The following is a 23,658-nucleotide window of genomic DNA, read 5'->3' as shown; positions in this document are numbered from 1 at the left end:
ATTCGTCAAACGTCCTATACCGTCCGGCGGAGGCGACTTGGCGGCGCGCGTGGCGTAAAATACGCGCTTTCTTCGAAAATCTCCGCCAACATGACGCTCGCCTCCACCCAAGAGATCATCGCCGAACTGAAAGCCGGCCGGATGGTGATCCTCGTCGACGAAGAAGATCGCGAAAACGAGGGTGACCTCGTGATCGCCGCCGAATTCGTCACGCCGGAAGCGATCAACTTCATGGCCCGCTACGGCCGCGGCCTGATCTGCCTCACGCTCACGCAGGAACGCTGCAAGCTGCTGAATCTGCCGCTGATGACCTATCGCAACGGCACCCAGTACGGCACCGCGTTCACGGTCAGCATCGAGGCGGCCGAAGGCGTCACCACCGGCATCTCCGCGGCCGACCGCGCCCGCACGATCGCCACGGCGGTCGCGCCGGACGCGAAGGCCGAACACATCGTGCAGCCGGGCCATGTGTTCCCGATCATGGCGCAGCCCGGCGGCGTGCTGATGCGCGCCGGCCACACCGAGGCCGGCTGCGACTTCACCGCGCTGGCAGGCCTCACGCCGGCCGCGGTGATCTGCGAAATCATCAAGGACGACGGCACGATGGCGCGCCTGCCGGACCTGATGGAATTCGCCAAAGAACACGCTCTGAAAATCGGCACGATCGCCGATCTGATCCACTACCGCAGCCGCACCGAATCGATCGTCGAGCGCATTTGCGAGCGCACCATGCAAACCGCGCACGGCGCGTTTCGCGCGGTGATGTATCTCGACCAGCCGAGCGGCCAGCCGCACCTCGCGCTGGTGCGCGGCATGCCGAATCCGGACCAGGACACGCCAGTGCGGGTGCACGAGCCGCTGTCGGTGCTGGATCTGCTCGAGGTCGGCGAATCCACCCATTCGTGGACGCTGGATGCCGCGATGAAGGAAATCGCCCGGCGCGATCTCGGCGTGATCGTGCTCTTGAACTGCGGCGATTCGAAAGACCATCTGATCGACGTCTTCAAGGCGTTCGATTCGAAAGAAAAGGCCGAGGCGCTCAAACGCCGGCCGGTCGACTTCAAGACTTACGGCATCGGCGCGCAGATTCTGCGTGAACTCGGTGTCGGCAGGATGCAGGTGCTGTCGAACCCGCGCAAGCTGGGCAGCATGTCGGGCTACGGACTCGAAGTCACGGGTTTCGTGCCGATGCCCGGCAGCACCGCGCAGGCCGCGCAGCAAGGCTGATCCGACCATTCACGCGCTTCTGGCGCTCACTCAAACACTACGGAATTCACATGGAAATCGGACAATACCAACCGAATCTCGACGGCGACGGACTGCGCATCGGCATCGTCCAGGCGCGCTTTAACGAACCCGTCTGCAACGGCCTCGCGGATTCGTGCATCGAAGAACTCGAACGCCTCGGCGTGACCGGCGAAGACGTGCTGCTGGTCACGGTGCCGGGTGCACTGGAAATCCCGCTGGCGCTGCAAAAGCTCGCCGAAAGCGCGCAATTCGACGCGCTGATCGCGCTCGGCGCGGTGATTCGCGGCGAGACGTATCACTTCGAACTGGTGTCGAACGAAAGCGGCGCGGGCATCACCCGGATCGGCCTCGACTTCGGCATTCCGGTGGCGAACGCGGTGCTGACCACGGAAAACGACGAGCAGGCTGTCGCGCGCATGACCGAAAAGGGTCGTGACGCGGCGCGCGTAGCCGTCGAAATGGCGAACCTCGCGGTCGCGCTCGAACAACTCGGCGGCGACGACGAGGAAGAAGACGAAGAAGAGGACGAGGCATGAAGAGCGCACGCCGACGCTCCCGCGAACTGGCCACGCAGGGGCTTTACCAGTGGCTGCTGTCGGGCTCGCCCGGCGGCGAAATCGACGCGCAATTGCGCGGCGCGCAAGGCTTCGACAAAGCCGACCACGAGCATCTGGACGCGGTCCTGCATGGCGTGATCCGCGATTCCGAAGCGCTCTCCGCGGATATCGCGCCTTGCCTCGACCGTCCGCTCGAGCAACTGTCGCCGGTCGAACGCGCGGTTCTGCTGGTTGCCGCGTTCGAATTCAAGAATCACGTCGATATCCCGTATCGCGTGGTCATCAACGAAGCGGTCGAGCTGGCCAAGACGTTCGGCGGCGCAGACGGCTACAAGTACGTGAACGGCGTGCTGGACAAGCTGGCCGCCAAGCTGCGCACGGCTGAAACGCAGGCGGCCCGCAAGTCTTGATGGCCGTCGGGGGGGCGGCGCCATGCGCACGCCGCCCCGCTTCTGCTTTAGAACTGGATTTGACTGTATGAACTCCGTGACCGAACCTCTCGTGCGGCTTGCTGCCCGCGTCGACGCCATTCAGCCGTTTTATGTGATGGAACTGGCCAAGGAGGCCGCGCTGCTCGAGCGCGACGGACGCGACATCATCCATATGGGAATCGGCGAGCCCGATTTCACCGCCCCCGAGCCGGTCATCGAGGCGGCCGCGAGCGCACTGCGTCGCGGCGTCACGCAATACACGAATGCGCTTGGGCTGCACGCGCTGCGGGAGGCGATCTCCGCGCATTACGCCGAGGTCTACGGCGTGAGCGTCGATCCGGCGCGGATCGTCGTGACCGCGGGCGCGTCCGCCGCGCTGCTGCTCGCGTGCGCGGCGCTGGTGGATCGCGACGACGAAGTGCTGATGCCCGACCCGTGCTATCCGTGCAACCGTCACTTTGTGATCGCCGCCGAAGGCAAGCCGGTGATGGTACCGAGCGGCCCGGCCGAGCGTTTCCAGCTGACGGCCGCCGATGTCGGGCGCCTGTGGAGCGAGCGCACGCGCGGCGTGCTGCTGGCCTCGCCGTCGAACCCGACCGGCACGTCGATCGAGCCGGCCGAACTCGAATGTATCGTCAAGGCCGTGCGTGCACGCGGCGGCTTCACGATCGTCGACGAGATCTACCAGGGCCTGAGCTATGACGTGAAGCCCGTGTCGGCGCTCTCTTTCGGCGACGACGTGGTGACCGTCAACAGCTTCTCCAAATACTTCAACATGACCGGCTGGCGGCTAGGCTGGCTGGTGGTGCCGCCGGGCCTCGTCGGCGCGTTCGAAAAACTCGCGCAGAATCTGTTCATCTGCGCGTCGGCGCTCGCCCAGCACGCGGCACTCGCGTGCTTCGAACCCGAAACCATCGCCATCTACGAAGCGCGCCGCCTCGAATTCAAGCGTCGCCGCGACTTCATCGCGCCAGCACTGGAATCGCTCGGCTTCTCGGTGCCGGTGATGCCCGACGGCGCGTTCTACGTGTACGCGGACTGCACGACGGTCGCCCATCCGGCCGCCGGCAACAGCGCCGCGCTGACCCGCGCGATGCTGCACAAAGCGGGCGTGGTGCTGGTGCCGGGTATGGACTTCGGCACGCACGCACCGAAGGAGCACATCAGACTGTCTTATGCGACGGCCTATCCGACGCTGGAAGAAGCCGTCGAGAGGCTGGCGAAGCTGTTCGGCCGGCATTGAGGTTTGACGAAGCCCGTAGCCGTCGCGGAAACGAAAAAAGGACACCCTCAGCAGGTGTCCTTTTTCTTTGGCGGCCCCCCTGTGGCCGCGCTTACGCGCCCACGAGGCACCGCTTACATCACAAACTTCAAGCCCCCAGCTCCGACGCCGATGCAACGTGCTTCGGCGCATTGGCGCTAGCATCGTCCTGCTCCGACACCGGCGTCTTCGCCGGCGCGGCCGAACTCAGCGGATGGCCGCCGTCGAGCGTCATCTGCACGCGCTTGCCGGCGCCGGCGGCGGCCGTAGCCGTCCCAGCAGTACCCGTAGCAGTGTTCGACGCAGTCAGAACCGGCGCCTGCGGTGCGTTGATCGGCACCTTGCGGCCGCGCGCCACGTCGCGCAGACGGCCACGCTCCGCCATCACCTTGGCGCCGTAGCCGCCGTCGTCCTGCGAGGTCGAGCCGACGTACAGACGCAAACCGCCCGGCAACGAACCGCCGCGAGCGATGCAATCCTTCAATACCAGCGCGCCCACCTTGATGTTCGCGACCGGCTCGAGCGCCGCGCTCTCGCCGCCGAAATACTGGAACTTGTCCGAGTGCACCTTGGACATAACCTGCATCAAGCCCTGCGCGCCGACGCCGCTCTCGGCGTACGGGTTGAAGCCCGATTCGATCGCCATCACGGAGAGCAGCAGCAGCGGATCGAGGCCGACTTCGCGGCCGGTGTCGAACGCCGCTTTCACGAGTTCGCTGACGGGCTCCTGAGCCACGCGATAGCGCCGCGCCAGGTACGACGCGACCAGATCCTGCTCGCGGGTGGAAACCAGCACGCGGTCGTCGCGCGCATCGGCGGAGACGCGTTGCGACGGAATCAGGCGCGCGAGCGCCGTGACGCTTTGCATGGTGCGCGGGTCGAGGCCGTTGAGCGCGGCGACGCCCATGCCGGAACCGTCGAAGGCGCCGTCGTAGCTGGTATTGCTGACGGTGGTGGCGCCGGTGTTGCCGCTGCTGGCGGCGTCGTTGCCGGTCGAATTCGCAGACAGCGAGTCGTCGGAGGACGCGCCGTTGGGCGGTCCGAAAGCCGGCAGCGGGTTGCCCTGCAGCAGACGGGCGGGACCGGCTTGCACGGCGGCGGAGATGACGGGCATCAGCTTGGCGGCAAGCGCGCCGCGCCAGGCCGGCATCAGCCACAGTGCGAGTGCCAGCACGACCGCGAAACCGCCGACCATGCTGAACAGGTGATGACTCATTCGCGTCCCGCGACGCAACGCACCACGCACGACTTGCGCAATACGTTCATCGGGACGCCACGATAACCAGGCGTTCATTCAGATCTCCCATGTTGCATGATCCGCGAGCCACGCCGCTCAACAGGCGGCGACACAGGTTCGCAGGGTCAAGACATCGCGCGCTCTGTCTGGTTAGGGCAGCAGCGACGTCGGGAAAACGGCAAATACCGTTTGTGGGGAGCCATCTGGAACAATGGTCCGCGGCACGCCGGAAGCATGCGGGCGGAGGCTCCCACGCGAAAAACCAGCGTCGGATAAACGCTGGCGAGGACTTCAGTAAGACCGTCAGATACCGTGCAGGGGGTCGGCAAACGGCGACGCGGTGCGTCGAAAGGGACCGGGGGCAGTGGTAAAAAGGTCACGCCCTGCAACCAATGTGGACGGATTCTATGCAGGGTTTTATAGATCGTCAACACTATAGACCGCCAAAAATATAACTAATTGTAATAATGAACACTGTTCAGTCGGTCCAGAACCGCGCGCCATGCGCCTCTTGAGCGACCTCAAATCCTCCCTTCGACCCAAGCCGTTCGGCCGAGGGGCGTGCGCCAGTCAACACAGGTAAAATCGACCCTCTTTGCGGCATTGCAATGCGCCGCAGCGCCGCCCTTCGTGGTCCCTTTTTGCCGCTCGCGCGGCCTTGATCAGCACGAGATGAAATACAAAGACCTGCGTGATTTCGTTGGCCGCCTCGAGACGATCGGCGAGTTGCGCCGCATTCCGCAACACGTCTCGCCGGTACTCGAAATGACCGAACTGTGCGATCGCGTGCTGCGCGCCAGCGGTCCGGCGTTGTTGTTTGAGAGCCGCGCACAGCATGCGTTCCCGGTGCTCGGCAACCTGTTCGGCACGCCACGGCGCGTCGCGCTCGGCATGGGTGTCGACGCCGAGGCAGGCGCGGGCGACGGCGCGGCGCTGGAGTCGTTGCGCGACGTGGGCCGCCTGCTCTCCGCATTGAAGGAACCGGAGCCGCCCAAAGGGCTCAGGGACGCCGGAAAACTGCTCACGCTCGCGAAGGCGGTGTGGGACATGGCGCCCAGAACGGTCAGCGCGCCGCCGTGCCAGGAAATCGTCTGGGAAGGCAACGATGTCGACCTCGCGAGGCTGCCGATCCAGACCTGCTGGCCGGGCGACGCAGGGCCGCTGATCACATGGGGCCTGACCGTCACGAAAGGCCCGAATAAGAGCCGACAAAATTTAGGCATATATCGCCAGCAGGTGATCGGCCGTAACAAAGTGATCATGCGCTGGCTCACGCATCGTGGCGGCGCGCTCGATTTTCGCGAGTTCGCGCTGCAGAACCCGGGCAAGCCGTATCCCGTCGCGGTCGTGCTGGGAGCCGATCCCGCCACCATCCTCGGTGCGGTGACGCCGGTGCCGGACACGCTCTCCGAATACCAGTTCGCCGGCCTGCTGCGCGGCGGCCGCACGGAACTCGCGAAGTGCCTCACGCCGGGCGTCGACGGCTTGCAGGTGCCCGCGCGCGCCGAGATCGTGCTGGAAGGCTTCATTTATCCGCAGGAAGGCGCGCCCTCGCCGGCTCCGACCGGTGCGCCGCCGCGTCCGGCGAAAGGCGCGTCGGCCGCGTACGAACATGCGCTCGAAGGCCCCTACGGCGACCACACCGGTTACTACAACGAGCAGGAGTGGTTCCCCGTCTTCACGATCGAGCGGATCACGATGCGGCGCGACGCGATCTATCACTCCACCTACACCGGCAAACCGCCCGACGAACCGGCCGTGCTCGGCGTCGCGCTGAACGAAGTGTTCGTGCCGCTGTTGCAGAAGCAGTTCACCGAGATCACCGATTTCTATCTGCCGCCCGAAGGTTGCAGCTACCGGATGGCGATCGTGCAGATGAAGAAGAGCTACCCCGGCCACGCGAAACGCGTGATGTTCGGCGTGTGGAGCTTTTTGCGGCAGTTCATGTACACGAAGTTCATCGTCGTGGTGGACGAAGACGTGAACATTCGCGACTGGAAAGAAGTCATCTGGGCGATCACCACGCGTATCGATCCCGCGCGCGACACCGTGCTGGTGGACCGCACGCCGATCGACTATCTGGATTTCGCGTCGCCGGTAGCAGGTCTCGGTTCGAAGATGGGCCTCGACGCGACCAACAAATGGCCCGGCGAAACCGATCGCGAATGGGGCCGCCCGATCGTGATGGACGATGCGGTCAAGCAGCGCGTCGATACCTTGTGGAGCGAGTTGGGGCTGTAAAACACGCAGTATTCGGGCGTCTCGCGTTCGAACCAATCCAATAACAGAACTGACGGAGCCGTTGCGCGGATGCATCCCTTTTCACTCATGTCGGATGGTTTTTTCCTGTCGTTGTCGTTGTGTCTGGACATTGGTCTTGTCAATGTCGCGATCATTTCGCTGACCTTGTCGCACGGTTTCAAACCGGGCTTCTGGCTGGGCCTCGGTTCCTGTGTCGGCGATCTGATTTACGCGGCGCTCGCGCTGGCCGGCATGGCCGCGCTGCTGCAATTCGAATCGGTGCGCTGGGTGGTCTGGATCGGCGGCGCGGCCATTCTGCTGTTCCTCACGTGGAAGATGGCGCGCGAGGCGATGTTCCCTGCATCCGCACCGCCGGTCGCCGGTGACGCGGACAGCTCGGCGCCGCATCCGTCGGCATGGCGCGGCTTTCTGCGCGGTGTGTTGCTGGCGGTTTCGTCGCCGTCGGCGATTCTCTGGTTCGCGGCCGTAGGCGGCGCATTGATCGCAAAAGCCGGTGCTACCGGCGTCGCTACAGCGCCCGTGTTTCTCGGCGGCTTTTTTCTCGGCGGCCTCTGTTGGACCCTCTTTATTTGCGGACTCGGCAGTCACGGACGCAAACGCGCCGGCACCGGTTTGCTGCGCGCGTGTCATGTGTTGTCGGCGCTGTTGTTCGCTTACTTCTCGTATAGCGTGATCGTCAACGGGTATCGCGACCTGATCGTGCAAACCGCGCAGGCGGTGAGCTAACCCTAAAAAAACGGCTCGCGCATGGCGAGCCGTTTTGCTGTCGAACTCCGTTACGCCGTTGGCCGCGGCAGCGCTTCAGGCTTCAAGCAAAATATTGCGCGAGCTTCGCCAGATCGACGTTGCCGCCGCTCACCACCACGCCCACACGCTTGCCCTTCACCGGCACGATGCCATTGAGCACAGCGGCCGCGGCGAGACAACCGGTCGGCTCGACCACGATCTTCATGCGTTCAGCGAAAAAGCGCATCGTCTCGATCAACTGCTGGTCGCTGACCGTTTCGATTCGCGCAACGAGCTTCTGAATGATCGCAAACGTGTAGTGGCCAAGATGCGTGGATGCAGCGCCGTCCGCGATCGTGCGCGGCGCTTCGATGTGCACGATCTCGCCCCGCGCGAGCGACTGCTGAGCGTCGTTACCTGCCTCGGGCTCAATGCCGATCACCGTGCATGCCGGGCTCAACGCCGCCGCCGACAATGCGCTGCCGCCGATCAGCCCCCCGCCGCCAAGACAGACGAACAGCAGGTCGAGCGGCCCGGTTTCGTCGATCAACTCCTTGACCGCGGTGCCCTGCCCCGCGATCACATGCGGATGGTCGTACGGCGGAATCAAGGTCATGCCACGCTCCCCGGCAAGACGCCGCCCGATCTCTTCGCGATTCTCCGTGTAGCGGTCGTACGTAATGACCTCGCCGCCGTAGCCCTTCGTTGCCGCAACTTTCGCGGCGGGCGCGTCGTGCGGCATGATGATCGTCGCGTGAATGCCGGCGAGGCGCGCGGACAGCGCGATGGCTTGCGCGTGATTTCCCGACGAATAGGCCAGCACGCCTGCGTTGCGTTGCTCGGCGTCGAAATGCGAGATCGCGTTGTAGGCGCCGCGAAACTTGAACGCGCCCATACGCTGAAAATTTTCGCACTTGAAAAACACGGAGGCGCCCGTGCGTTCGTCGAACGTGGTCGAGGTCAGAACCGGGGTGCGGTGTGCGACGCCTTCGAGACGGGCGGCGGCGTCGAGTACGTCATCGAAAGTGGGAGCGGGAAGCGCGGACATCGGCGAAATTCTCCAGAGCGGTGGCGAAACCGCCATTCTCCCAGCTTCGCCCCCACTTTGGTACGCCGACGTATGCCGATCACAGAACCGACAACCACAAATAGCACCGGGCGCCACGCGTTTGTAGCAAACGTCGACGCCTGCATTAATGAATAACAATCCCCAACGATCCCATAAAACACAAACGGCGCAACCCGGCAATCAAGCCGGCGTTGCGCCGTCTACGGACCTCAGGCTCGTATGCACTGAAGCCGCATGCCACGTTTAGCGGCGATAGTAACCGTGCCCGTAATAACCACGGCCATAACCATAATAGCCATGGTGATAGTAAGGCCGGCCATAACCGCCGTAATACCCACCCACGACGACAGCCGGCGGCGGCGCATACACGACGGGCGGCGCATAAACCGGCGGAGGCGGCGGCGCGTAATAAACCGGCGGCGGAGCCGCATAAACCGGATAAGCCGGCGCAATCGGCACCCCGATGCCAATACCCACGGAAACGTGCGCTTGCGCACCGGTGACGAATCCCAAGCCGAGTGCGGCGGCAGCTACGAACGGAACGATCTTTTTCACTTTATTCTCCAGAGCGGCCACTAAGGTCGCCGACTTCGCATGCCTTGCATGCTCTGAATTGAATGTATCGAAAAAGACCGCGAGAGGTTGTCTCTATTTGTTGCAAATTGCAATTGAGCCGGATAAAGAAGGTGGCTTAAACGCCCGTCACGCAAAGGGCGCACGGCGTGGAAGCCTGAAACTCAAGGGTGGGCGCAGGTCCGCATGGCAGCGCGGCTCATGGAGACAGGCGCAAGACAACGTGAGTCGATTCAGCGGTAATCTTTAATTACAAATTCGCTTCATTCCTGACGGCTAAAAACGCTCGTCCGCTGGACGCCCCAAGTAAAAATGCCCGGCGAGCAAACGCCGGGCACCGGGCACCTTTCACACGCAGATACCGTGTTTCAGCCCACCTTCACATACGCAAATTCTCTGGACACGTTGGGTGGCACATACGCGCCGCTGATGCGCACACGCGGCGACAAGCGCTTCTTTTGCTCCCACCAGCGGCGGCGCTGCGAATGAGTGAGGAACCGCAAGTGCTTTCGGTAAGAAAAAACATTCATCGTGACCTCCCGAATCAGACTGCGAGACAAAAAACCCGGAACAGCAACTACCAAACCGGCCCATGAAGAAATTGTGAGCAGTTCTTGAGCCTGCGGGGCGCGCGCCGCCGGATGACCGGCTCGCCGCGCCATATCGCGCGAAAACTGTTCAGATGAAAGCAACCGTGAAGCCATGCCCGCCGGTTGGCGGATGCGCGATACTGCTGCTTTGCGTTCAAATGTCCCGTCTGGAGCGGCAACCATGTCCCAGTCTTCCCTACCGCGTCTCGGCTTCATCGGCGCGGGACGGCTCGCGCGTTGTCTCGCGCTGAGCTTCTCGCGCGCCGGCTACCCGGTCACGGCGGTAGCGAGCCGCTCGGCGACTTCGGCCAGCCGGCTCGCCAGCCAGATCGAGCATTGCGCGGCATTCGACGATCCGCAACAAGCCGTCGACGCCGCCGACATCCTCTTTTTAGCGGTTCCGGACGACAGCATCGGTACGACAGCGCACACACTGCGTTTTGCTCCCGACGCGGCGAGCGGCACGCATGACAAGGCGCTCGTGCATTGCAGCGGCGCCTCACCGGTCGCTCTGCTGGCGCCCGCGCAAAACCAGGGCGCGGCGATCGGCGGGTTTCATCCACTCTACCTGTTTAGCGGCGATCTCGCCGACATCGAGCGGATTGCCGGTTGCTCGGTCACGATCGAAGCCGACGGCACACTCAAAGAGACGCTGACAGCACTGGCCGTCGCGCTGCGCTGCCATCCGCTGTCGATTCCGCCAGGCGGGCGCATGCTGTATCACGCCGCAGCCCATTACGCCGCGAGCTTTGCGCTATGCAGTCTCGCGGAGTGCGTGGCGCTCTGGCGCACGCTGGGTTTCGCCGAAGACGACGCGTTGCGCGCACTGCTGCCGATGCTGGCCGGCACCATCGAAACCGCGCGTGACAAAGGTCTGCCCAACGCGCTGGCCGGCCCGGTGTCGCGGGGCGACACCGGCGTCGTCGAGAAGCAGTTGGCGCTGCTCGAAGGTCTCGGCGGCGACCACGCGGCGTTGTACGGGCTGCTCTCGCGACGCGCCGTGGAACTGGCCGAACGGCGGACAACGCCGCCCGCCGCAATCGGCGCGATTGCCGAGGCTGTCGAAGATTCGTTGAACCGTTCGCTGAATCAGGCGGCAGCAGGTGCAAGCGTCAAGTAAGCCGTGATAATGTGACGTCCGGCGTCGCGCGCAATCCGCCAGCGCCGCGCTTCGAGACCAACAGACGAGAACGCACAATGATCAAGGTCAGCATCCTTTATCCGTACCGGGAAAACGGCCACTTCGACGTGGACTATTACTGCGTCACGCACATGCCGCTCGCGGCGAAGCTGTTCGGGCCGTCGCTGAAGGGCTGGTCGGTCGACGTCGGTATCAATGCGGGGCCGCCCGGCACGCCGCCGCCGTACGTTGCCGCCGGGCACTTCCTGTTCGACAGCGCGGACGATTTCTACAAGGTCTTCAAGCCGGCTTCAGAGAAATTGCTTGCCGACATCCCCAACTACACGGACGGCGGCAACGGCACGATCCTGATCAGCGAGGTCAAGGTGTCGCATTGATTCGCGTCGGCTTGCTGTGAACCGGCGCAGTGGAGGTTGCTCCGCGCCCCGGTCGCCGGCCGACTCGAATGCGGCGCATTCCTTCCGAAGCACCGCGCTGCTCCTGTAACTTGTGATGTGTGACTTGCGAAGCGCCCTTTTCGCCGTACGGGCGCGTGAAACTCAAATTAACCCGCCGACGCGCCGCCCTGGTCAGCGTCGGCATCCCGCGGCCGCTCGACGGCCGCCATCCGAAGGATAAGGACACGAGATGTTTGGCGATATCGCCCGTTTTCTGCTCAATACCGTCTTCACATTGTTCGGCGCCGCGTTGCTGCTGCGCGCGTGGCTGCAAGTCGTGCGTATGCCGCCGTACAACCCGGTCTCGAACGCGGTGCTGCAAGCCACCAACTGGATCGTGCTGCCGTTGCGGCGCATCCTGCCGAGCACCCGCAATATCGATTGGGCGAGCCTCGTCGCAGCGTTGCTGGCCGCGCTGGTGTATGTAGTGCTGATGGTGGTGCTGACCGGCGCCGATCCGCTCACGCTCGCGCCCACTCTGGCGATCGTGGCCGTGCTGACGCTCATCAAGTGGGCGTTGAATCTGATCATCTGGTTGACCATTCTGATGGCGCTGCTGTCGTGGCTCAATCCGCGCTCGCCGGCCATGCCGATTCTTTATCAGTTGACCGCGCCGTTTCTGAATCCGCTGCGCCGCGTGGTGCCGCAGCTTGGCGGGATCGACCTGTCGCCGATCCTGTTGTTTGTGATCGTGCAGGTGCTGCTGATGGTGGTGACACGCGCCGCCGTTCAACTGACTTACTTCGTGATCTGAGTTTCGGACGCGGCGAGGCAGCTGGCTTCATTGCAGCGAGCCTCGTCGCCTAGTCTTGCCATCACTGCGACTACCGGCGGCGCTGGCCGCCGGTAGTCGACAACTCATCTCCTCGACGCGTATCGAAGTCGCCGCAGCGCGCTTGCACTCCTGATACGACTTGAATCCCCGCTCGACAGCAGATCCGGCACTCGCTCGCACAGAGCGCGTACTCGCGAAGAGAGAATAAAACCGCCCGAAGACATAATTAAATCCGTGCCCGGATAAATATCAAACGTTAATAACACCCGATTGCGCTAATGATTCAGGCCGGAATAACTTCAACATTTTAAAAAATAAAAATGTAATCGGCACATTATCACGAAGTTATTTTTTATTGTCAATTTCCCACAATTACGCTCACACCCCGCTTCGCCCGACCCTATAATCCACGCAGAAAATAAACGAGTATTCAATTAACAAGTATTCCTGACAGAAACCACGTTGAGTGCGCCAGCACATTCAGACGGCATCACCCTAATGCGCAGTAATAAAAATGGACGTAAAAATCCTTGTGATTGTGTATGGCTGTCTATCGGCAAATCTGGGGAACGCAGCGGATCTGGTCGATGCAGTCAATGCCGCACGCAGTTTCGACACGGACATGGCAGCAGCCCGCGAAGGCCGGCAGGCGGGGCACGAGAAGCGATGGCAAGGCATTGCCGGGTTTCTGCCGAGCGCGCAACTGGACGGCGGCTACAACAAGAATAGCCAGCCGGGTATGCCATACGGCGAGTACGTGCAGAAACACAATTGGTCGGCGAGCAGTTGAAGCTGCAACGGACAAAACTGAACACCGCGCTCGTCAGCCGCGCGGAACTGAACGAAGCGCAATGGCATGGATTGCAGATGCGCGCGGGGCAAATGAAGAGTCAGCTTGCCGAGGTGGATGAGGAGAAACTCGAGCGTCAACGCCAGATTGTGCTCGCGCGGCAACAACTCGAAAAAATCCAGTTGATGCACGACAAAGGGTACGCGTCCAACACGCAACTCGAACAACAGGAAGACACCGTGCTGAGTGCAGAAGGCCGTCTGCGCGAACTCGCGCGCCAGCGCCTCGAAACCGAACAGCAACTCAGCGCAATCACCCAGCAGTTGCGCGAGCTTCCGCTCAACACGCGCAATGAGCACGACGAGATCGAACGAAAGCTCGCCGATCTCGACCAGGCGATTGTCGAAAACGAGTCGCGCCGCGAAACGATTTTGCGTGCGCCAGAAAACGCGGTGGTCGCGGCGTTGCTCGCCAAGCCCGGACAAACGATCGGCGCCGGGCAAACGGCCGTCACGCTGCTGCCCGCGGGCGCAAAACTGGAAGCGCAATTGATGGTGCCGAGCCGCGCGATCGGCTTCATCCGTCGCGACGAGCGCGTCGTGCTGAGGTACCAGGCCTACCCCTATCAGAAGTTCGGGCAGCAGTACGGCCGTGTCAGCGAAGTATCGCGCACCGCGCTTTCGCCTCAGGAAGTGAGGCTGTTGACGGGCCAGCCGAATGTCGTGGAACAGCAATATCGCGTCGTCGTCGCGCTCGATCGTCAGGACATCATGGCCTACGGCAATGCCGAATCGCTGCGCTCCGGCATGGCGCTCGAGGCCGACATCCTGATCGATACGCGCAGCCTGATCGAATGGGTGCTCGAGCCGATCGTCGCGATCGGCCGGCGGATGTCGTCATGAAAGCTCGTCGCCGCCTTTTATCCACCTTGCTCTCGGAGCACCGCGAATCATGATTGCTCTGCGTTTCAGCTGGCGCCGAAGTCTGCCGATCATGCTGCAAACCCAGGCGGCCGAGTGCGGCCTCGCCTGCATCGGCATGGTCGCGAACTACTTCGGTCATGCGATCGACCTGGCCGCGCTGCGCCGGCGTTTCGTCACGTCGCTCAAAGGCGCCACGCTCAGCGACATCATGCTGGTCGCTCACCGGCTCGGACTCGCGAGTCGCGCGCTCAGGCTGGACGTCGACGAACTCAGCCAGTTGCGCCGTCCCTGTGTGCTGCATTGGGACATCAATCACTTCGTCGTGCTGAAGCAGGTGGCGCGCAACAGGATCACGATCCATGACCCGGCGGGCGGCGTGCGCGACGTGCCGATGAGCGAGGTTTCAAAGCATTTCACGGGCGTCGCGCTCGAACTGATGCCGTCGGCATCGTTCAAGCGGATCGAGGAAAAAGAATCGATCTCGATGCGGGCGTTGCTGGGCAGCGTCGCCGGCATCGGCTCGGCCTTTACGCAGGTGCTGGTGCTGTCGATCGCGCTCGAACTGTTCGGCGTGCTGTCGCCGTTCTACATGCAGTGGGTGATGGATCAGGTCCTGGTTTCGGCCGATGCCGATCTGCTGACGCTGCTCGGCATCGGCTTCCTGATGGTCGTCGTGTTTCAGGGCGCGCTATCGGCGCTTCGTTCGTGGCTGGTGGTCTGGTTCTCCAGCACGCTCAACGTGCAGTGGACCGCGAACGTGTGCGCGCATCTTCTCAAGCTGCCGATGTCGTATTTCGAACAGCGTCATATCGGCGACGTGCTGTCGCGCTTCGGCGCCGTCAACGCGATTCAAGGCACACTGACGACACGCTTTGTCAGCACGCTGCTCGACGGTGTGATGGCCATCGCCACGCTCACGATGCTGTTCGTGTACAGCGCGACGCTCACGTGGCTGGTGCTCGGTCTGTTCGCTACTTACGCGCTGATTCGCTGGGTCGCCTATCGGCCATTCCTGCGCGCCAATGAAGAACAGATCGTCTACGCGGCGCGCGCGCAGTCGCAGCTACTGGAATCGATTCGCGGCGTGCAGACGGTCAAGCTCGGCAACAGGCAGGACTCGCGCGCCTCGGCTTACACCAATGCCATGGTGGAAACGGCTAACCGGAATGTGGCGATCCAGCGCCTCTCGATCAGTTTCAGCACGTTGCAGTCGATCATTGCCGGTGGCGGCCGGGTGATCCTGATCTGGCTCGCGGCTCGCCAGGTGCTCGCGGGTTCGTTTTCCGCCGGGATGATGGTCGCGTTTTCGTCATTCGCCGATCAGTTTTCCTCACGCGCGTCGGGCCTGATCGACACCATGATCGAATTCCGGATGTTGCGGCTTCAGGGCGAACGGTTGGCGGACATCGTGTTGACCGATGTCGAAGCGAATATGGAGTCGAGCGCCGCGCCGGCAGTGCCGCTGGAAAACGAGCCACCTCCCACGATCGAAGTACGCGAGCTCAAGTTTCGTTATGGCGAGACCGAAGAGTGGGTTATCGACGGCCCTTCGTTTTTCATCCGCGCGGGCGAATCCGTCGCGCTGGCGGGACCGTCGGGGCAGGGCAAGACCACCATGGCCAAACTGCTGCTCGGTCTGCTCACGCCCGAGTCGGGCCAGGTACTGGTGGACGGCATCGACATTCGCAAGCTCGGCCTGCACCGTTATCGCGACCAGATTGGCTGCGTGATGCAGGACGACATTCTGTTCGCCGGCTCGATCTCGGAGAACATCGGCTTCTTCGATGACACACCGGATCAGCAAAGGATCGAGGAAGCCGCGCGGCTCGCGCAAATTCACGACGACGTGATGGCGATGCCGATGGGCTATCAGAGTCTCGTCGGCGATATGGGGTCGTCGTTGTCGGGCGGCCAGTGTCAACGAGTGCTGCTCGCGCGCGCCTTCTACCGCCGGCCACGCATTCTCATACTCGACGAAGCGACCAGTCATCTCGACATCGAGCGCGAACGCCTGATCAACGACGCAATCCGCGACATGCCGGTGACCCGGATCATCATCGCTCACCGGCCGGAGACGATTCGAAGCGCGGATCGCGTGATCGTGCTGGAACGCGGGATAGCGCGCGAAATCGACGGCGACGTGCAGGCTTGTCGGCAAGGGCTGCCCACGATGGACGGACCCGACCGCGCTGTTCCCTAAGTCATCCATAAAGGCTGGAAATAGCTGCTGCTTCATTGCGATGCTGACCGCCGGTCACCTCCGGTGCCTATATGCTGATTCGCTCTCCATCTGGATACAGTGGTCGGTTTATTTCACTTCCTTCATATATATGCAAATTATTCTACCTAACGACTCGACCGATGCGTCATGGCTAACCTAGCGAATCCGACTATTGCGCACTTCATTCAAAACCAATCCCAGCAAAAATTCGATCAAATCGATCGTCAAAACGCTCTTTTAAATCTTCAAGTCAAAGCCGGCTAAACATACAGCAATTTTGCGGATAAACGAAAGGGATACCGCGCGCAATTAATTATCTAGTTGACTTGGACCTCGGGGCCGCCTTCATGATTTTTTTAATTGGCAATCGTCGAGGTGATTATGAATTCTGCTGCTCCATGTTTGAACGCTTCCGAAGCGGCCAAGCGGCTTGGCGTGTCGACCAAAGCGCTGCGGCTTTATGAAAAGCACGGCCTGTTGGCCCCAAAGCGAACCTCCGCCGGATACCGCGTCTATGGGCCGAAGGAGATGCTTCGCGCTACCGAGATCATAGCCCTGCGTGCGCTCGATCTCAGTCTCACCCAGGTTGAGCGCGTGTTGAATGGCGACGCTGAAAGCCTGGCCACAGCATTGGCTGTCCACGAGGCAACGCTCGAAGACGAAATCAACCGGCTCGGATGCAAGATCGATAAAGTCCGACGCCTGCGAAAAGACGTAGCCCGAGGGCAAATGCCCGACAACGGGGAGTTGTTGCATCTGCTCGACCACGGCGTGGAAACAGGCGGGCCATTCGAACACTCGCGTCACGGCGCGTCAGGCGGTGTGAACTTCGCAACCAACGCGGGGAATTCGAGGTGACGCGACTCTCCATCCCGGCGACTAGCCGGGATTTGTGGCGCGCAACGCGTGATCGCAGCGCGCCGAGCGGTATCGCGATATCGACACTAAAGACCTGTCTCAAACCATGCCGCAATCATGACGCGGCACGGATAGACCGAAGCCGGGCCGGTCGTCATGCCCGGCAACACAGTTTGGAGATTAAACAATGCGTGAACTTAATGCCGTTGAATTGGAGCAAGTGTCCGGCGGCGCTTGCGACTTTTTCTCAACGCTCGGCGCCATCGTCTCGGGCGGCTGGTACGGTGTGATGACGGGCTCCGCCAAGGGCGCGGCGACAGGCGGCGCAAACGGCGGCGTACTCGGCTTCGGCCTGATTGGCGAAGCCGTCGGCGCTATCTGGGGCGGCATTTCCGGGGCAATCTCTGGTGCATGGTACGGCCTCGTCAACGGTTGGGACAAAACCAGCGCGACCGTCAGCCGTGGCTATGAAGCCTGGGCCGATCCCACCGCGTCGTTCCCGAAGTAATCTTCAGGCAAGCCTGAACACCGGATCCTTCCGATGCGTGAGCATCGGAAGGCCGCAGATGGATTGCCATCAAATTGGCTCGCTGACTTTTACTTCGTATTCCAAACATATACGCCAAGTCGACGAAACACGTTTTCCGACCATTTCATTTACGGCATTTTGCGTCTGCAAGGTTGGCCACAATCCCGATTTATCAGGAACATCGATGAAAAATACTTCTCAGCAGCGCCCTGGTCTACGCAGGATCGCTTGTCACTTTTCTCGCGGTGCCTGTCGCGGCGCAAGCAAGCGACGGCACGATTACTTTCAAGGGAAAACTGGTATCCACAACCTGCACGATCAGCGTCAACGGCGGCTCGAACTCCGCCACGGTCAGCCTTCCCACCGTGGCAACGACTGCTCTGACTAGCGCAGGACAGATCGCCGGCGGAACCCGGTTCTCGATCGTGTTGTCGGCGTGCTCCAAGCAGACCGGTAGTGCGGTTGCCTACTTCGAGCCGGGAGACGGGGTGAACTCCGCCGACAACAACCTGCGAAATACCGAGACCACCACCCCGGCGGGCAACGTGGAAGTCCAGTTGACGAATCTGACCGGTACGCCGATCAAGATTGGCGACAAGGCATCGCAAGAAGCCATGTCGACCGGCACCCCTCCCACCCCGCTGAATGGCGCAACCATCGTCAATGGTGCTGCAACGCTTTCGTACGTCGCGAGCTATTACGCAACGGGGCAATCCACAACCGGTGCGGTGACGGCGAGCGTGACCTACTCAATCGACTACTTCTAGGACGATCCTTGTCCGGCGCCGCGCCGAGGATGAGTGCCGGACACTTGATCGGTATGCGAAACGTTAAGATCCCAGGTACTCGAAGAAATGAACGTCGACAAACTGTTCCGAATGATGCCCAAATCGATCCGGTGGAAACATTCGCTGACGTCCTCGATCTGGATTCTCCTCGCAAGCACCGCGTGGGCTAACGTGGTGATCACTGGAACGCGGATTATCTATCCCGAGAGTGCGCGCGAAGTGACCGTCAAGCTGGACAACCGCGGTGACAAGCCGGCTCTCGTGCAAACATGGATCGATAACGGCGACTCGAAAACGCAAGCGGACAAAGCGGACGTACCATGCGTTCTGCTGCCGCCGGTATTCAGAATCGAGCCCGGCAGAGCACAGACGCTGAAAATGACCTACACACACGATCCCCTCCCGCAAGACAGGGAATCGATGTTCTGGCTCAACGTTCTCGACATTCCCCCCAACCCGGACAGCAATGAAAGCACGAATCTATTGCGGCTTGCGTTCCGCTCACGCCTGAAAATTTTCTTCCGCCCAGAAGGCCTGAGCGCAGAGGGTGCGGCCGCCGCGGCCACCGCCGTGACCTGGAAGCTGGTGCGCGCGCCGCGCGGCGAAGGATTTGCAGTCGAGGCCGGTAATGCGTCGCCCTAATTGCGTATTCGACATTGTCGATGGCGGCGTCGCAGAACCTCACGGCAGACGGTGAAACGCAGCAAAAGAAGTCCGCGCAAGAAACCCTGCTCGCCCAGACAACCTTCGCGCAAGCCACGTTCGATCCGTCGTTCCTGATCAATACGCCAGGCAGCAACGTCGACGTGAAGCGTTACGAGAACGGCAATGTCGTGATTCCCGGGCAGTACACGCTCGACACGTTTTTGAGCGGCACGTCGATTGGCAACGAACCCGTCGAGATCCGCGTCGACAACGGACACCCTCGGGGGGTGCTTTAACCGCGCGTTGCTCGATCGGCTCGGCATCGATCTCGCGGGCGCACAACAAAGCGTACTCGACGAGCTGACCGATCCCGGCGCCTGTGTCGAACTGAATCGCGTGATACCGGCCGCGACCGTGAACTTCGACAGCTCCGCGATGCGGCTCGATGTGAGCGTCCCGCAAGCCTCGCTCAGACACACCGCGCGAGGTTCTGTCGACCCGCGACTGTGGGATTCGGGCGTCACCGCGCTCGTACTCGGTTACACGGCGAACGCATTCCACAGCATCTCCAGCGGCGTGCAGACCGACTCTGCCTATGTCGGACTGAACGCCGGTTTCAATATTGGCGGATGGATGTTCCGGCACGACGGCGCCTTCAACTGGTATCGCCGTGCAGGCGATCAATACAGCGACATCAATACTTACGTGCGACACGATCTCACCGCGTGGAAGGCACGCGTGACGATCGGCGACGCGAACACGACGGGCGACGTGTTCGACACGTTCGCCTTTCGCGGCGTGCAGCTCGCCACCGACGACCGCATGCTGCCCGATTCGCTCAACGGCTATGCGCCTGTCATTCGCGGGATCGCCGAAACGAATGCCCGGGTGACCGTGAGGCAAGGCACGTCGGTCATCTACGATCAACCGATGCCGCCCGGACCGTTCGTCATCGACGATCTCTATCCGACGGGCTACGGCGGGAATCTCGATGTCACCGTGACTGAAGCCGATGGGCGCACGCGCTCGTTCCAGGTTCCGTATGCGTCGGTGGCGCAACTGTTGCGTCCGGGTCAGACGCGCTATAGCGCGGTGGTCGGCAACATCCGCAACATGAGGCTCTCCTATACCCCCCACGTGCTTCAGGCGGCGATACAGCGGGGCTTGACCAATTCGGTCACGCTGTACGGCGGCGCCCTCGCTGCCAGCCACTACGCGTCGATACTCGGCGGCAGTGCGGTGAGCACGCCGATCGGCGCGCTCGCACTCGACCTGTCCGCTGCGCAGACCGCCGCCCCTGCACAGACCATGCGCGGCGTGAGCGTCCGGGTAACTTATAGCAAGCTGTTCACCGCGACCAGCAGCAATCTTTCGGTCGCCGCTTACCGGTTTTCGTCGTCGGGCTATTTCGATCTGAATGGCGCGATGGCCTACGTCGATGCCGGGCGCAGCGGCTTCGCGAATCCCGCCGGCGCGGTCAACTGGCGCGCGCGCAATCGTCTGTCGATCATGCTAAGCCAGCCACTGGGCGACATCTGGGGAAATCTTTTTTTCAGTGGCTTCACTCAGGATTACTGGACACGCAGCGGGACGGACACGCAATTCCAGGCCGGCTACAACAATCACTATCGCTCGGTGGGCTACAGCGTGTCCATCAACAGGACCCGGACCGGCAATGGCCAGATGGACATGCAGTACGGCCATACGAGCCACGCGCCCACCATGAGCATGAACCTGATGCAGGACTCGAGCGGCGGCATGTCCGCGCAGGCGGTCGTCAACGGTCAGGCCGGCACCGACAATCAGTTCGGCTACTCGGTGGAAGGCTCGCGGAATTCGGACCGCACCTACGACGGCAGTGTGTCCGGTCAGTATCGCTCGCCGTACACGTCGATCAGCGCAATGGCCGGCGGCGGCGCGCGCTATTCGTCTGAATCGCTGGGTCTGACCGGCTCGGTCGTCGTGCATCCTGGCGGCATCACGGCCAGTCCCTATGCGGCCGACACCATCGCGATCGTCGCCGCACCCGCCGCCGCCGGTGCAGCCGTGGAAAGTTATCCGGGTGTGAGACTCGATCCACGCGGCTATGCAGTGGTGCCCTATCTCACGCCGTATCGCATCAACGAGGTGACGCTGAGTCCAGCGGGCCTGTCCGACGACGTCGAACTGGAAGTCACTAGCGAGCAGGCCGTGCCGCGTTACGGCGCGATCGTGATGCTGCGCTATCCGACCGTTTCCGGGCGCCCGGTGCTGATCCGCTCGAGTCTTCCGGATGGTCAGCCGTTACCGTTCGGCAGCTCGGTTTTCGATGAAAAGGGCAAGGCGGTCGGCACGGTCACGCAGGGCGGCCAGATCTATGCGCGGCTCAACAGCAAACACGAACGGCTCACGCTGAAATACGGACCCGCGGACGCGTCGCAATGCACGATCGACGTCACGCTCGATGACCCGACGCCGCGCACGGGACCGATACGTTACATGCGCTTGCAGGCGCGATGCGTGCCGGGCGAATCGCCCTCGCCGTCGCACGAAACACCGACAGCCGCGGTGCAGAGTAAGGGCGATGCGCCGCAATGATCGCGACGACATCGCCGTTGACGCAAGTTCCATTCATATCGAGGACGTGGGCATGACAGGCACAACAATCAGGCTGGGTTTTTCGCGCGACTACCCGGATCGGCCCGCGTTTAAGAGACGATCTGGCAAATGCTGGCTAAGTCGGACGGGCAAGTTTTGCATCGCCGGCCTCATCGGACTCGGCTGTCCGTTTGACGCAGCCGCGAGCATCATTTGCTCCGTCAACTCGGGCTCACCCTCTATCGACCTGCCGCCGCTGAAGATTGCGGCCGATGCACCGATCGGCCAGGTGTTCTGGCATCAGAGCGGGATTTCGCTGAGCGCTGGATGCAGCCTCGCGACGATGATGGGTTCTCCCGAGCCGGCTTATCTGCTGCGGCGCAATCTGGATCTCGGCAATGGCCTGTCGTTCATGTTGCAGTTCGACGGACCAAACCACGACCGTGGCAGTTCCGAACAGATCTATTCGACCGACACCATGGTCAAGGCCTACCACTTCTCCGGCGTACCCAGCTCGCTCACGACGGTCACAACGACGTTCTCGCTTGCACTCGTGAAGACCGGCACGACGGTCAACACCGGCCAGGTCCCGACCTTCTACGGCGCGGGGATGACCGTCGCCACCATCGGCAGCGGTCCAGGGGTGGCCGACGCAAAACGTAACGATGCCGAATTCCGCGTTCGCAACCTCGACAACGTCTATATCGCCGCCAGCACCTGCAAGGTCGAGCAGAACTCGCGCAATATTATCGTGCAACTGCCTACAACACCGGTCGGCACCCCCAGCGGATTCGGCTCTTTCGTCGGCAGTACCTCGCAGTCGCAGCCGTTCTCTATCAACCTGAAATGCGATGCGCTCAAACCCGGCAGCGGCGGCGGCGTTTATCTCGCACTCGACGGAACCACGTTGCCCTCATTCGCGACGGCCGGCGTGCTTGCGCTAACCAACAGCACGGCGAGCGGTGTCGGCGTGCAGGTGTTAAGGGGAGACGCCTCGAGCGGCCAGACTCCGGTGATGTTCGGCACCCCTTGGCGCGTCGGAACATTCGACAAAACAGCAAAGGCCGTGAGCATTCCCTTTCAGGCGCGCTACTACCAGACGGAAAAACAGGTGTCCGCTGGCGAAGCCGACAGCACCGCCACCTTTACGTTGACCTACGACTGACGACGCGCCCGAGATGGGCTGCGGACACGCGAATGGGGCATCACCTTTGCCTAAAGTGCCGAAACCCGTGTAGAATCCGTCGCTCTGCGGGCGTCGTATAATGGTAATACCCTAGCTTCCCAAGCTAGAGCCGTGGGTTCGATTCCCATCGCCCGCTCCAGATATTTTCCCGCCTGGGTTTCTCCATCGAATAGTAGGCAGCGCGCCTCGAGCGCGCCACCCTTCTACAGCATCAAACCCACTGATTCGCTTCCCACCGCAAGCGCGCCGCCGCCGCAGTGTGATAACGGCCGAGCACGTAGCGGATTCCGCCCCGACATTCTTCGACAGCGTCGCCGAATGATTTCTCGCCATTCGGATTCAATTCATATTGCGGCGGGATTAATTGATAAAGACCGCGCGCCGACAACCTGGGATTGCGCAAATCCACGACCCCGCCCGATTCCTGCGCCATCAGCCATAGCAGGTCGTCGAATTGAGTCAGCGCGACCTTTTCGATCGACATGGCTTCACGCAGCGCATTCTGGGAAGTCATCGGAACGGTAGTCGGGTCGATTGACACCCAGCCTGTTTTGCCCGCTTTTGCCTGGCGGTGATTGTGTGCGTGTTTGCTCATCGGAATGCTCGTCTGGTTAATCGTTTCAATGAATGACTGACTGACTGACGGAACGATTAAATCATACGAATCGCTTTCCATGTTATTGAAATGTAATGACAAGCGTATTTTCGACGGCAGAGCGGTCCGCCGGCTGTCTGGACGCACCCTTTTCGGTTGTGCTACCTTACGCGCACTTGCAACGCCCGCTCCACCTTCCGGCTGAGTCTTCAGCGGAATCCCGCACGAGCCGCCTCCCT

General features: G+C 61.9%; 23 protein-coding genes, 1 tRNA gene and 1 pseudogene. 20 read left to right on the top strand and 5 right to left on the bottom strand.

Annotated features, from left to right (window positions below):
• Window positions 1–90: 90 nt before the first annotated feature.
• From ribBA to PQQ51_RS04955, 4 genes are all read left to right on the top strand, one after another.
• Window positions 91–1,227: a bifunctional 3,4-dihydroxy-2-butanone-4-phosphate synthase/GTP cyclohydrolase II gene (gene ribBA / locus PQQ51_RS04970; protein WP_408495286.1), complete on the top strand. Its 1,137-nt coding sequence runs from the start codon at window positions 91–93 to the stop codon at window positions 1,225–1,227.
• A gap of 50 nt (window positions 1,228–1,277) precedes the next feature.
• A complete protein-coding gene (gene ribH / locus PQQ51_RS04965) occupies window positions 1,278–1,784 on the top strand; it encodes a 6,7-dimethyl-8-ribityllumazine synthase (RefSeq protein ID WP_408495284.1) in 507 nt (168 codons plus the stop codon).
• Entirely contained in the window at window positions 1,781–2,215 is a 435-nt protein-coding gene (nusB, locus tag PQQ51_RS04960; RefSeq protein WP_408495282.1) for a transcription antitermination factor NusB, read from the top strand. Before ribH ends, nusB begins: the two co-directional genes overlap by 4 nt.
• A 67-nt stretch (window positions 2,216–2,282) precedes the next feature.
• Window positions 2,283–3,479 carry a pyridoxal phosphate-dependent aminotransferase gene (locus PQQ51_RS04955; protein WP_408495280.1) on the top strand — a complete coding sequence of 399 codons (1,197 nt, stop codon included), beginning with the start codon at window positions 2,283–2,285 and terminating at the stop codon, window positions 3,477–3,479.
• A gap of 127 nt (window positions 3,480–3,606) precedes the next feature.
• On the opposite strand, the gene PQQ51_RS04950 is transcribed toward PQQ51_RS04955, so the two are convergent.
• The gene (locus PQQ51_RS04950) at window positions 3,607–4,791 is read right to left on the bottom strand and encodes a transglycosylase SLT domain-containing protein (RefSeq protein WP_408495278.1); all 1,185 of its coding nucleotides are present in this window, start codon (window positions 4,789–4,791) and stop codon (window positions 3,607–3,609) included.
• Between the two features lie 615 nt (window positions 4,792–5,406).
• Here PQQ51_RS04950 and PQQ51_RS04945 point away from each other — a divergent pair.
• Together PQQ51_RS04945 and PQQ51_RS04940 are read left to right on the top strand one after the other, a co-directional pair.
• A complete protein-coding gene (locus PQQ51_RS04945; RefSeq protein WP_408495276.1) occupies window positions 5,407–6,975 on the top strand; it encodes a UbiD family decarboxylase in 1,569 nt (522 codons plus the stop codon).
• 69 nt (window positions 6,976–7,044) lie between these two features.
• Window positions 7,045–7,722, top strand: a complete 678-nt coding sequence (locus tag PQQ51_RS04940; RefSeq protein ID WP_408495274.1) for a LysE family translocator — start codon at window positions 7,045–7,047, stop codon at window positions 7,720–7,722.
• 82 nt (window positions 7,723–7,804) lie between these two features.
• On the opposite strand, the gene PQQ51_RS04935 is transcribed toward PQQ51_RS04940, so the two are convergent.
• The 3 genes from PQQ51_RS04935 to PQQ51_RS04925 form a co-directional block, all read right to left on the bottom strand.
• Complete coding sequence (locus PQQ51_RS04935; RefSeq protein ID WP_408495272.1) at window positions 7,805–8,770, bottom strand: threo-3-hydroxy-L-aspartate ammonia-lyase; 966 nt, start codon at window positions 8,768–8,770, stop codon at window positions 7,805–7,807.
• Window positions 8,771–9,034: 264 nt separating this feature from the next.
• A complete protein-coding gene (locus PQQ51_RS04930) occupies window positions 9,035–9,346 on the bottom strand; it encodes a hypothetical protein (RefSeq protein ID WP_408495270.1) in 312 nt (103 codons plus the stop codon).
• A gap of 386 nt (window positions 9,347–9,732) precedes the next feature.
• On the bottom strand, window positions 9,733–10,137 hold the full coding sequence (locus tag PQQ51_RS04925; RefSeq protein WP_408495712.1) for a hypothetical protein: 405 nt from the start codon (window positions 10,135–10,137) through the stop codon (window positions 9,733–9,735).
• Between PQQ51_RS04925 and PQQ51_RS04920 the strand changes: the two genes are divergently transcribed.
• The 14 genes and pseudogenes from PQQ51_RS04920 to PQQ51_RS04855 all read left to right on the top strand — a co-directional run bounded on the left by PQQ51_RS04920 (window position 10,136) and on the right by PQQ51_RS04855 (window position 22,963).
• Window positions 10,136–11,074, top strand: coding sequence for a Rossmann-like and DUF2520 domain-containing protein (locus PQQ51_RS04920; RefSeq protein ID WP_408495268.1), 939 nt, complete (start codon window positions 10,136–10,138; stop codon window positions 11,072–11,074). The two genes, PQQ51_RS04925 and PQQ51_RS04920, sit on opposite strands and share 2 nt — an antisense overlap.
• 77 nt (window positions 11,075–11,151) lie before the next feature.
• On the top strand, window positions 11,152–11,472 hold the full coding sequence (locus tag PQQ51_RS04915; RefSeq protein WP_408495266.1) for an EthD family reductase: 321 nt from the start codon (window positions 11,152–11,154) through the stop codon (window positions 11,470–11,472).
• A gap of 250 nt (window positions 11,473–11,722) precedes the next feature.
• The gene (locus PQQ51_RS04910) at window positions 11,723–12,286 is read left to right on the top strand and encodes a YggT family protein (protein WP_408495265.1); all 564 of its coding nucleotides are present in this window, start codon (window positions 11,723–11,725) and stop codon (window positions 12,284–12,286) included.
• 535 nt (window positions 12,287–12,821) lie between these two features.
• On the top strand, window positions 12,822–13,097 hold the full coding sequence (locus tag PQQ51_RS04905) for a hypothetical protein (protein WP_408495264.1): 276 nt from the start codon (window positions 12,822–12,824) through the stop codon (window positions 13,095–13,097).
• Window positions 13,094–13,999 (top strand): HlyD family secretion protein, encoded by a 906-nt coding sequence (locus PQQ51_RS04900; protein WP_408495263.1) that lies wholly within the window; start codon window positions 13,094–13,096, stop codon window positions 13,997–13,999. The genes PQQ51_RS04905 and PQQ51_RS04900 overlap by 4 nt, the downstream gene beginning before the upstream one ends.
• Before the next feature lie 49 nt (window positions 14,000–14,048).
• Window positions 14,049–16,220 (top strand): peptidase domain-containing ABC transporter, encoded by a 2,172-nt coding sequence (locus PQQ51_RS04895; protein WP_408495262.1) that lies wholly within the window; start codon window positions 14,049–14,051, stop codon window positions 16,218–16,220.
• Window positions 16,221–16,601: 381 nt separating this feature from the next.
• Window positions 16,602–17,099, top strand: a complete 498-nt coding sequence (locus PQQ51_RS04890) for a MerR family transcriptional regulator (RefSeq protein WP_408495261.1) — start codon at window positions 16,602–16,604, stop codon at window positions 17,097–17,099.
• 187 nt (window positions 17,100–17,286) lie between these two features.
• On the top strand, window positions 17,287–17,607 hold the full coding sequence (locus PQQ51_RS04885) for a hypothetical protein (RefSeq protein ID WP_408495260.1): 321 nt from the start codon (window positions 17,287–17,289) through the stop codon (window positions 17,605–17,607).
• A 266-nt stretch (window positions 17,608–17,873) separates the two neighbouring features.
• Entirely contained in the window at window positions 17,874–18,395 is a 522-nt protein-coding gene (locus tag PQQ51_RS04880) for a fimbrial protein (RefSeq protein WP_408495258.1), read from the top strand.
• 87 nt (window positions 18,396–18,482) lie between these two features.
• Window positions 18,483–19,058, top strand: a complete 576-nt coding sequence (locus PQQ51_RS04875) for a fimbria/pilus periplasmic chaperone (RefSeq protein WP_408495257.1) — start codon at window positions 18,483–18,485, stop codon at window positions 19,056–19,058.
• Window positions 19,059–19,078: 20 nt separating this feature from the next.
• Window positions 19,079–19,556 (top strand): annotated as a pseudogene (locus tag PQQ51_RS04870) (FimD/PapC N-terminal domain-containing protein); the annotation flags it as partial.
• A 138-nt stretch (window positions 19,557–19,694) separates the two neighbouring features.
• The gene (locus PQQ51_RS04865) at window positions 19,695–21,638 is read left to right on the top strand and encodes a fimbria/pilus outer membrane usher protein (RefSeq protein WP_408495702.1); all 1,944 of its coding nucleotides are present in this window, start codon (window positions 19,695–19,697) and stop codon (window positions 21,636–21,638) included.
• The gene (locus PQQ51_RS04860) at window positions 21,625–22,803 is read left to right on the top strand and encodes a fimbrial protein (protein WP_408495255.1); all 1,179 of its coding nucleotides are present in this window, start codon (window positions 21,625–21,627) and stop codon (window positions 22,801–22,803) included. The genes PQQ51_RS04865 and PQQ51_RS04860 overlap by 14 nt, the downstream gene beginning before the upstream one ends.
• A gap of 86 nt (window positions 22,804–22,889) precedes the next feature.
• Window positions 22,890–22,963 (top strand) — tRNA-Gly (locus PQQ51_RS04855).
• A 72-nt stretch (window positions 22,964–23,035) separates the two neighbouring features.
• Here PQQ51_RS04855 and PQQ51_RS04850 read toward each other — a convergent pair.
• Entirely contained in the window at window positions 23,036–23,419 is a 384-nt protein-coding gene (locus PQQ51_RS04850) for an aggregation-promoting factor C-terminal-like domain-containing protein (RefSeq protein ID WP_408495254.1), read from the bottom strand.
• Between the last annotated feature and the right edge of the window lie 239 nt (window positions 23,420–23,658).

Source organism: Paraburkholderia xenovorans, assembly GCF_046030735.1.
Taxonomy (GTDB): Bacteria; Pseudomonadota; Gammaproteobacteria; order Burkholderiales; family Burkholderiaceae; genus Paraburkholderia; species Paraburkholderia xenovorans_A.
Note: the sequence above shows the minus strand (reverse complement) of the source record. Positions and strands in the feature narration are given on the sequence as shown.

Coding starts and splice junctions, on each gene's coding strand:
- PQQ51_RS04940 (WP_408495274.1), top strand. CDS start 7,045: ATGCATCCCTTTTCACTCATGTCGGATGGTTTTTTCCTGTCGTTGTCG.
- PQQ51_RS04865 (WP_408495702.1), top strand. CDS start 19,695: ATGTTCCGGCACGACGGCGCCTTCAACTGGTATCGCCGTGCAGGCGAT.
- PQQ51_RS04950 (WP_408495278.1), bottom strand. CDS start 4,791: ATGAACGCCTGGTTATCGTGGCGTCCCGATGAACGTATTGCGCAAGTC.
- PQQ51_RS04955 (WP_408495280.1), top strand. CDS start 2,283: ATGAACTCCGTGACCGAACCTCTCGTGCGGCTTGCTGCCCGCGTCGAC.
- PQQ51_RS04910 (WP_408495265.1), top strand. CDS start 11,723: ATGTTTGGCGATATCGCCCGTTTTCTGCTCAATACCGTCTTCACATTG.
- PQQ51_RS04945 (WP_408495276.1), top strand. CDS start 5,407: ATGAAATACAAAGACCTGCGTGATTTCGTTGGCCGCCTCGAGACGATC.
- PQQ51_RS04850 (WP_408495254.1), bottom strand. CDS start 23,419: ATGAGCAAACACGCACACAATCACCGCCAGGCAAAAGCGGGCAAAACA.
- PQQ51_RS04915 (WP_408495266.1), top strand. CDS start 11,152: ATGATCAAGGTCAGCATCCTTTATCCGTACCGGGAAAACGGCCACTTC.
- PQQ51_RS04895 (WP_408495262.1), top strand. CDS start 14,049: ATGATTGCTCTGCGTTTCAGCTGGCGCCGAAGTCTGCCGATCATGCTG.
- nusB (WP_408495282.1), top strand. CDS start 1,781: ATGAAGAGCGCACGCCGACGCTCCCGCGAACTGGCCACGCAGGGGCTT.
- PQQ51_RS04860 (WP_408495255.1), top strand. CDS start 21,625: ATGCGCCGCAATGATCGCGACGACATCGCCGTTGACGCAAGTTCCATT.
- PQQ51_RS04935 (WP_408495272.1), bottom strand. CDS start 8,770: ATGTCCGCGCTTCCCGCTCCCACTTTCGATGACGTACTCGACGCCGCC.
- ribBA (WP_408495286.1), top strand. CDS start 91: ATGACGCTCGCCTCCACCCAAGAGATCATCGCCGAACTGAAAGCCGGC.
- PQQ51_RS04885 (WP_408495260.1), top strand. CDS start 17,287: ATGCGTGAACTTAATGCCGTTGAATTGGAGCAAGTGTCCGGCGGCGCT.
- PQQ51_RS04905 (WP_408495264.1), top strand. CDS start 12,822: ATGGACGTAAAAATCCTTGTGATTGTGTATGGCTGTCTATCGGCAAAT.
- PQQ51_RS04920 (WP_408495268.1), top strand. CDS start 10,136: ATGTCCCAGTCTTCCCTACCGCGTCTCGGCTTCATCGGCGCGGGACGG.
- PQQ51_RS04925 (WP_408495712.1), bottom strand. CDS start 10,137: ATGGTTGCCGCTCCAGACGGGACATTTGAACGCAAAGCAGCAGTATCG.
- ribH (WP_408495284.1), top strand. CDS start 1,278: ATGGAAATCGGACAATACCAACCGAATCTCGACGGCGACGGACTGCGC.
- PQQ51_RS04875 (WP_408495257.1), top strand. CDS start 18,483: ATGAACGTCGACAAACTGTTCCGAATGATGCCCAAATCGATCCGGTGG.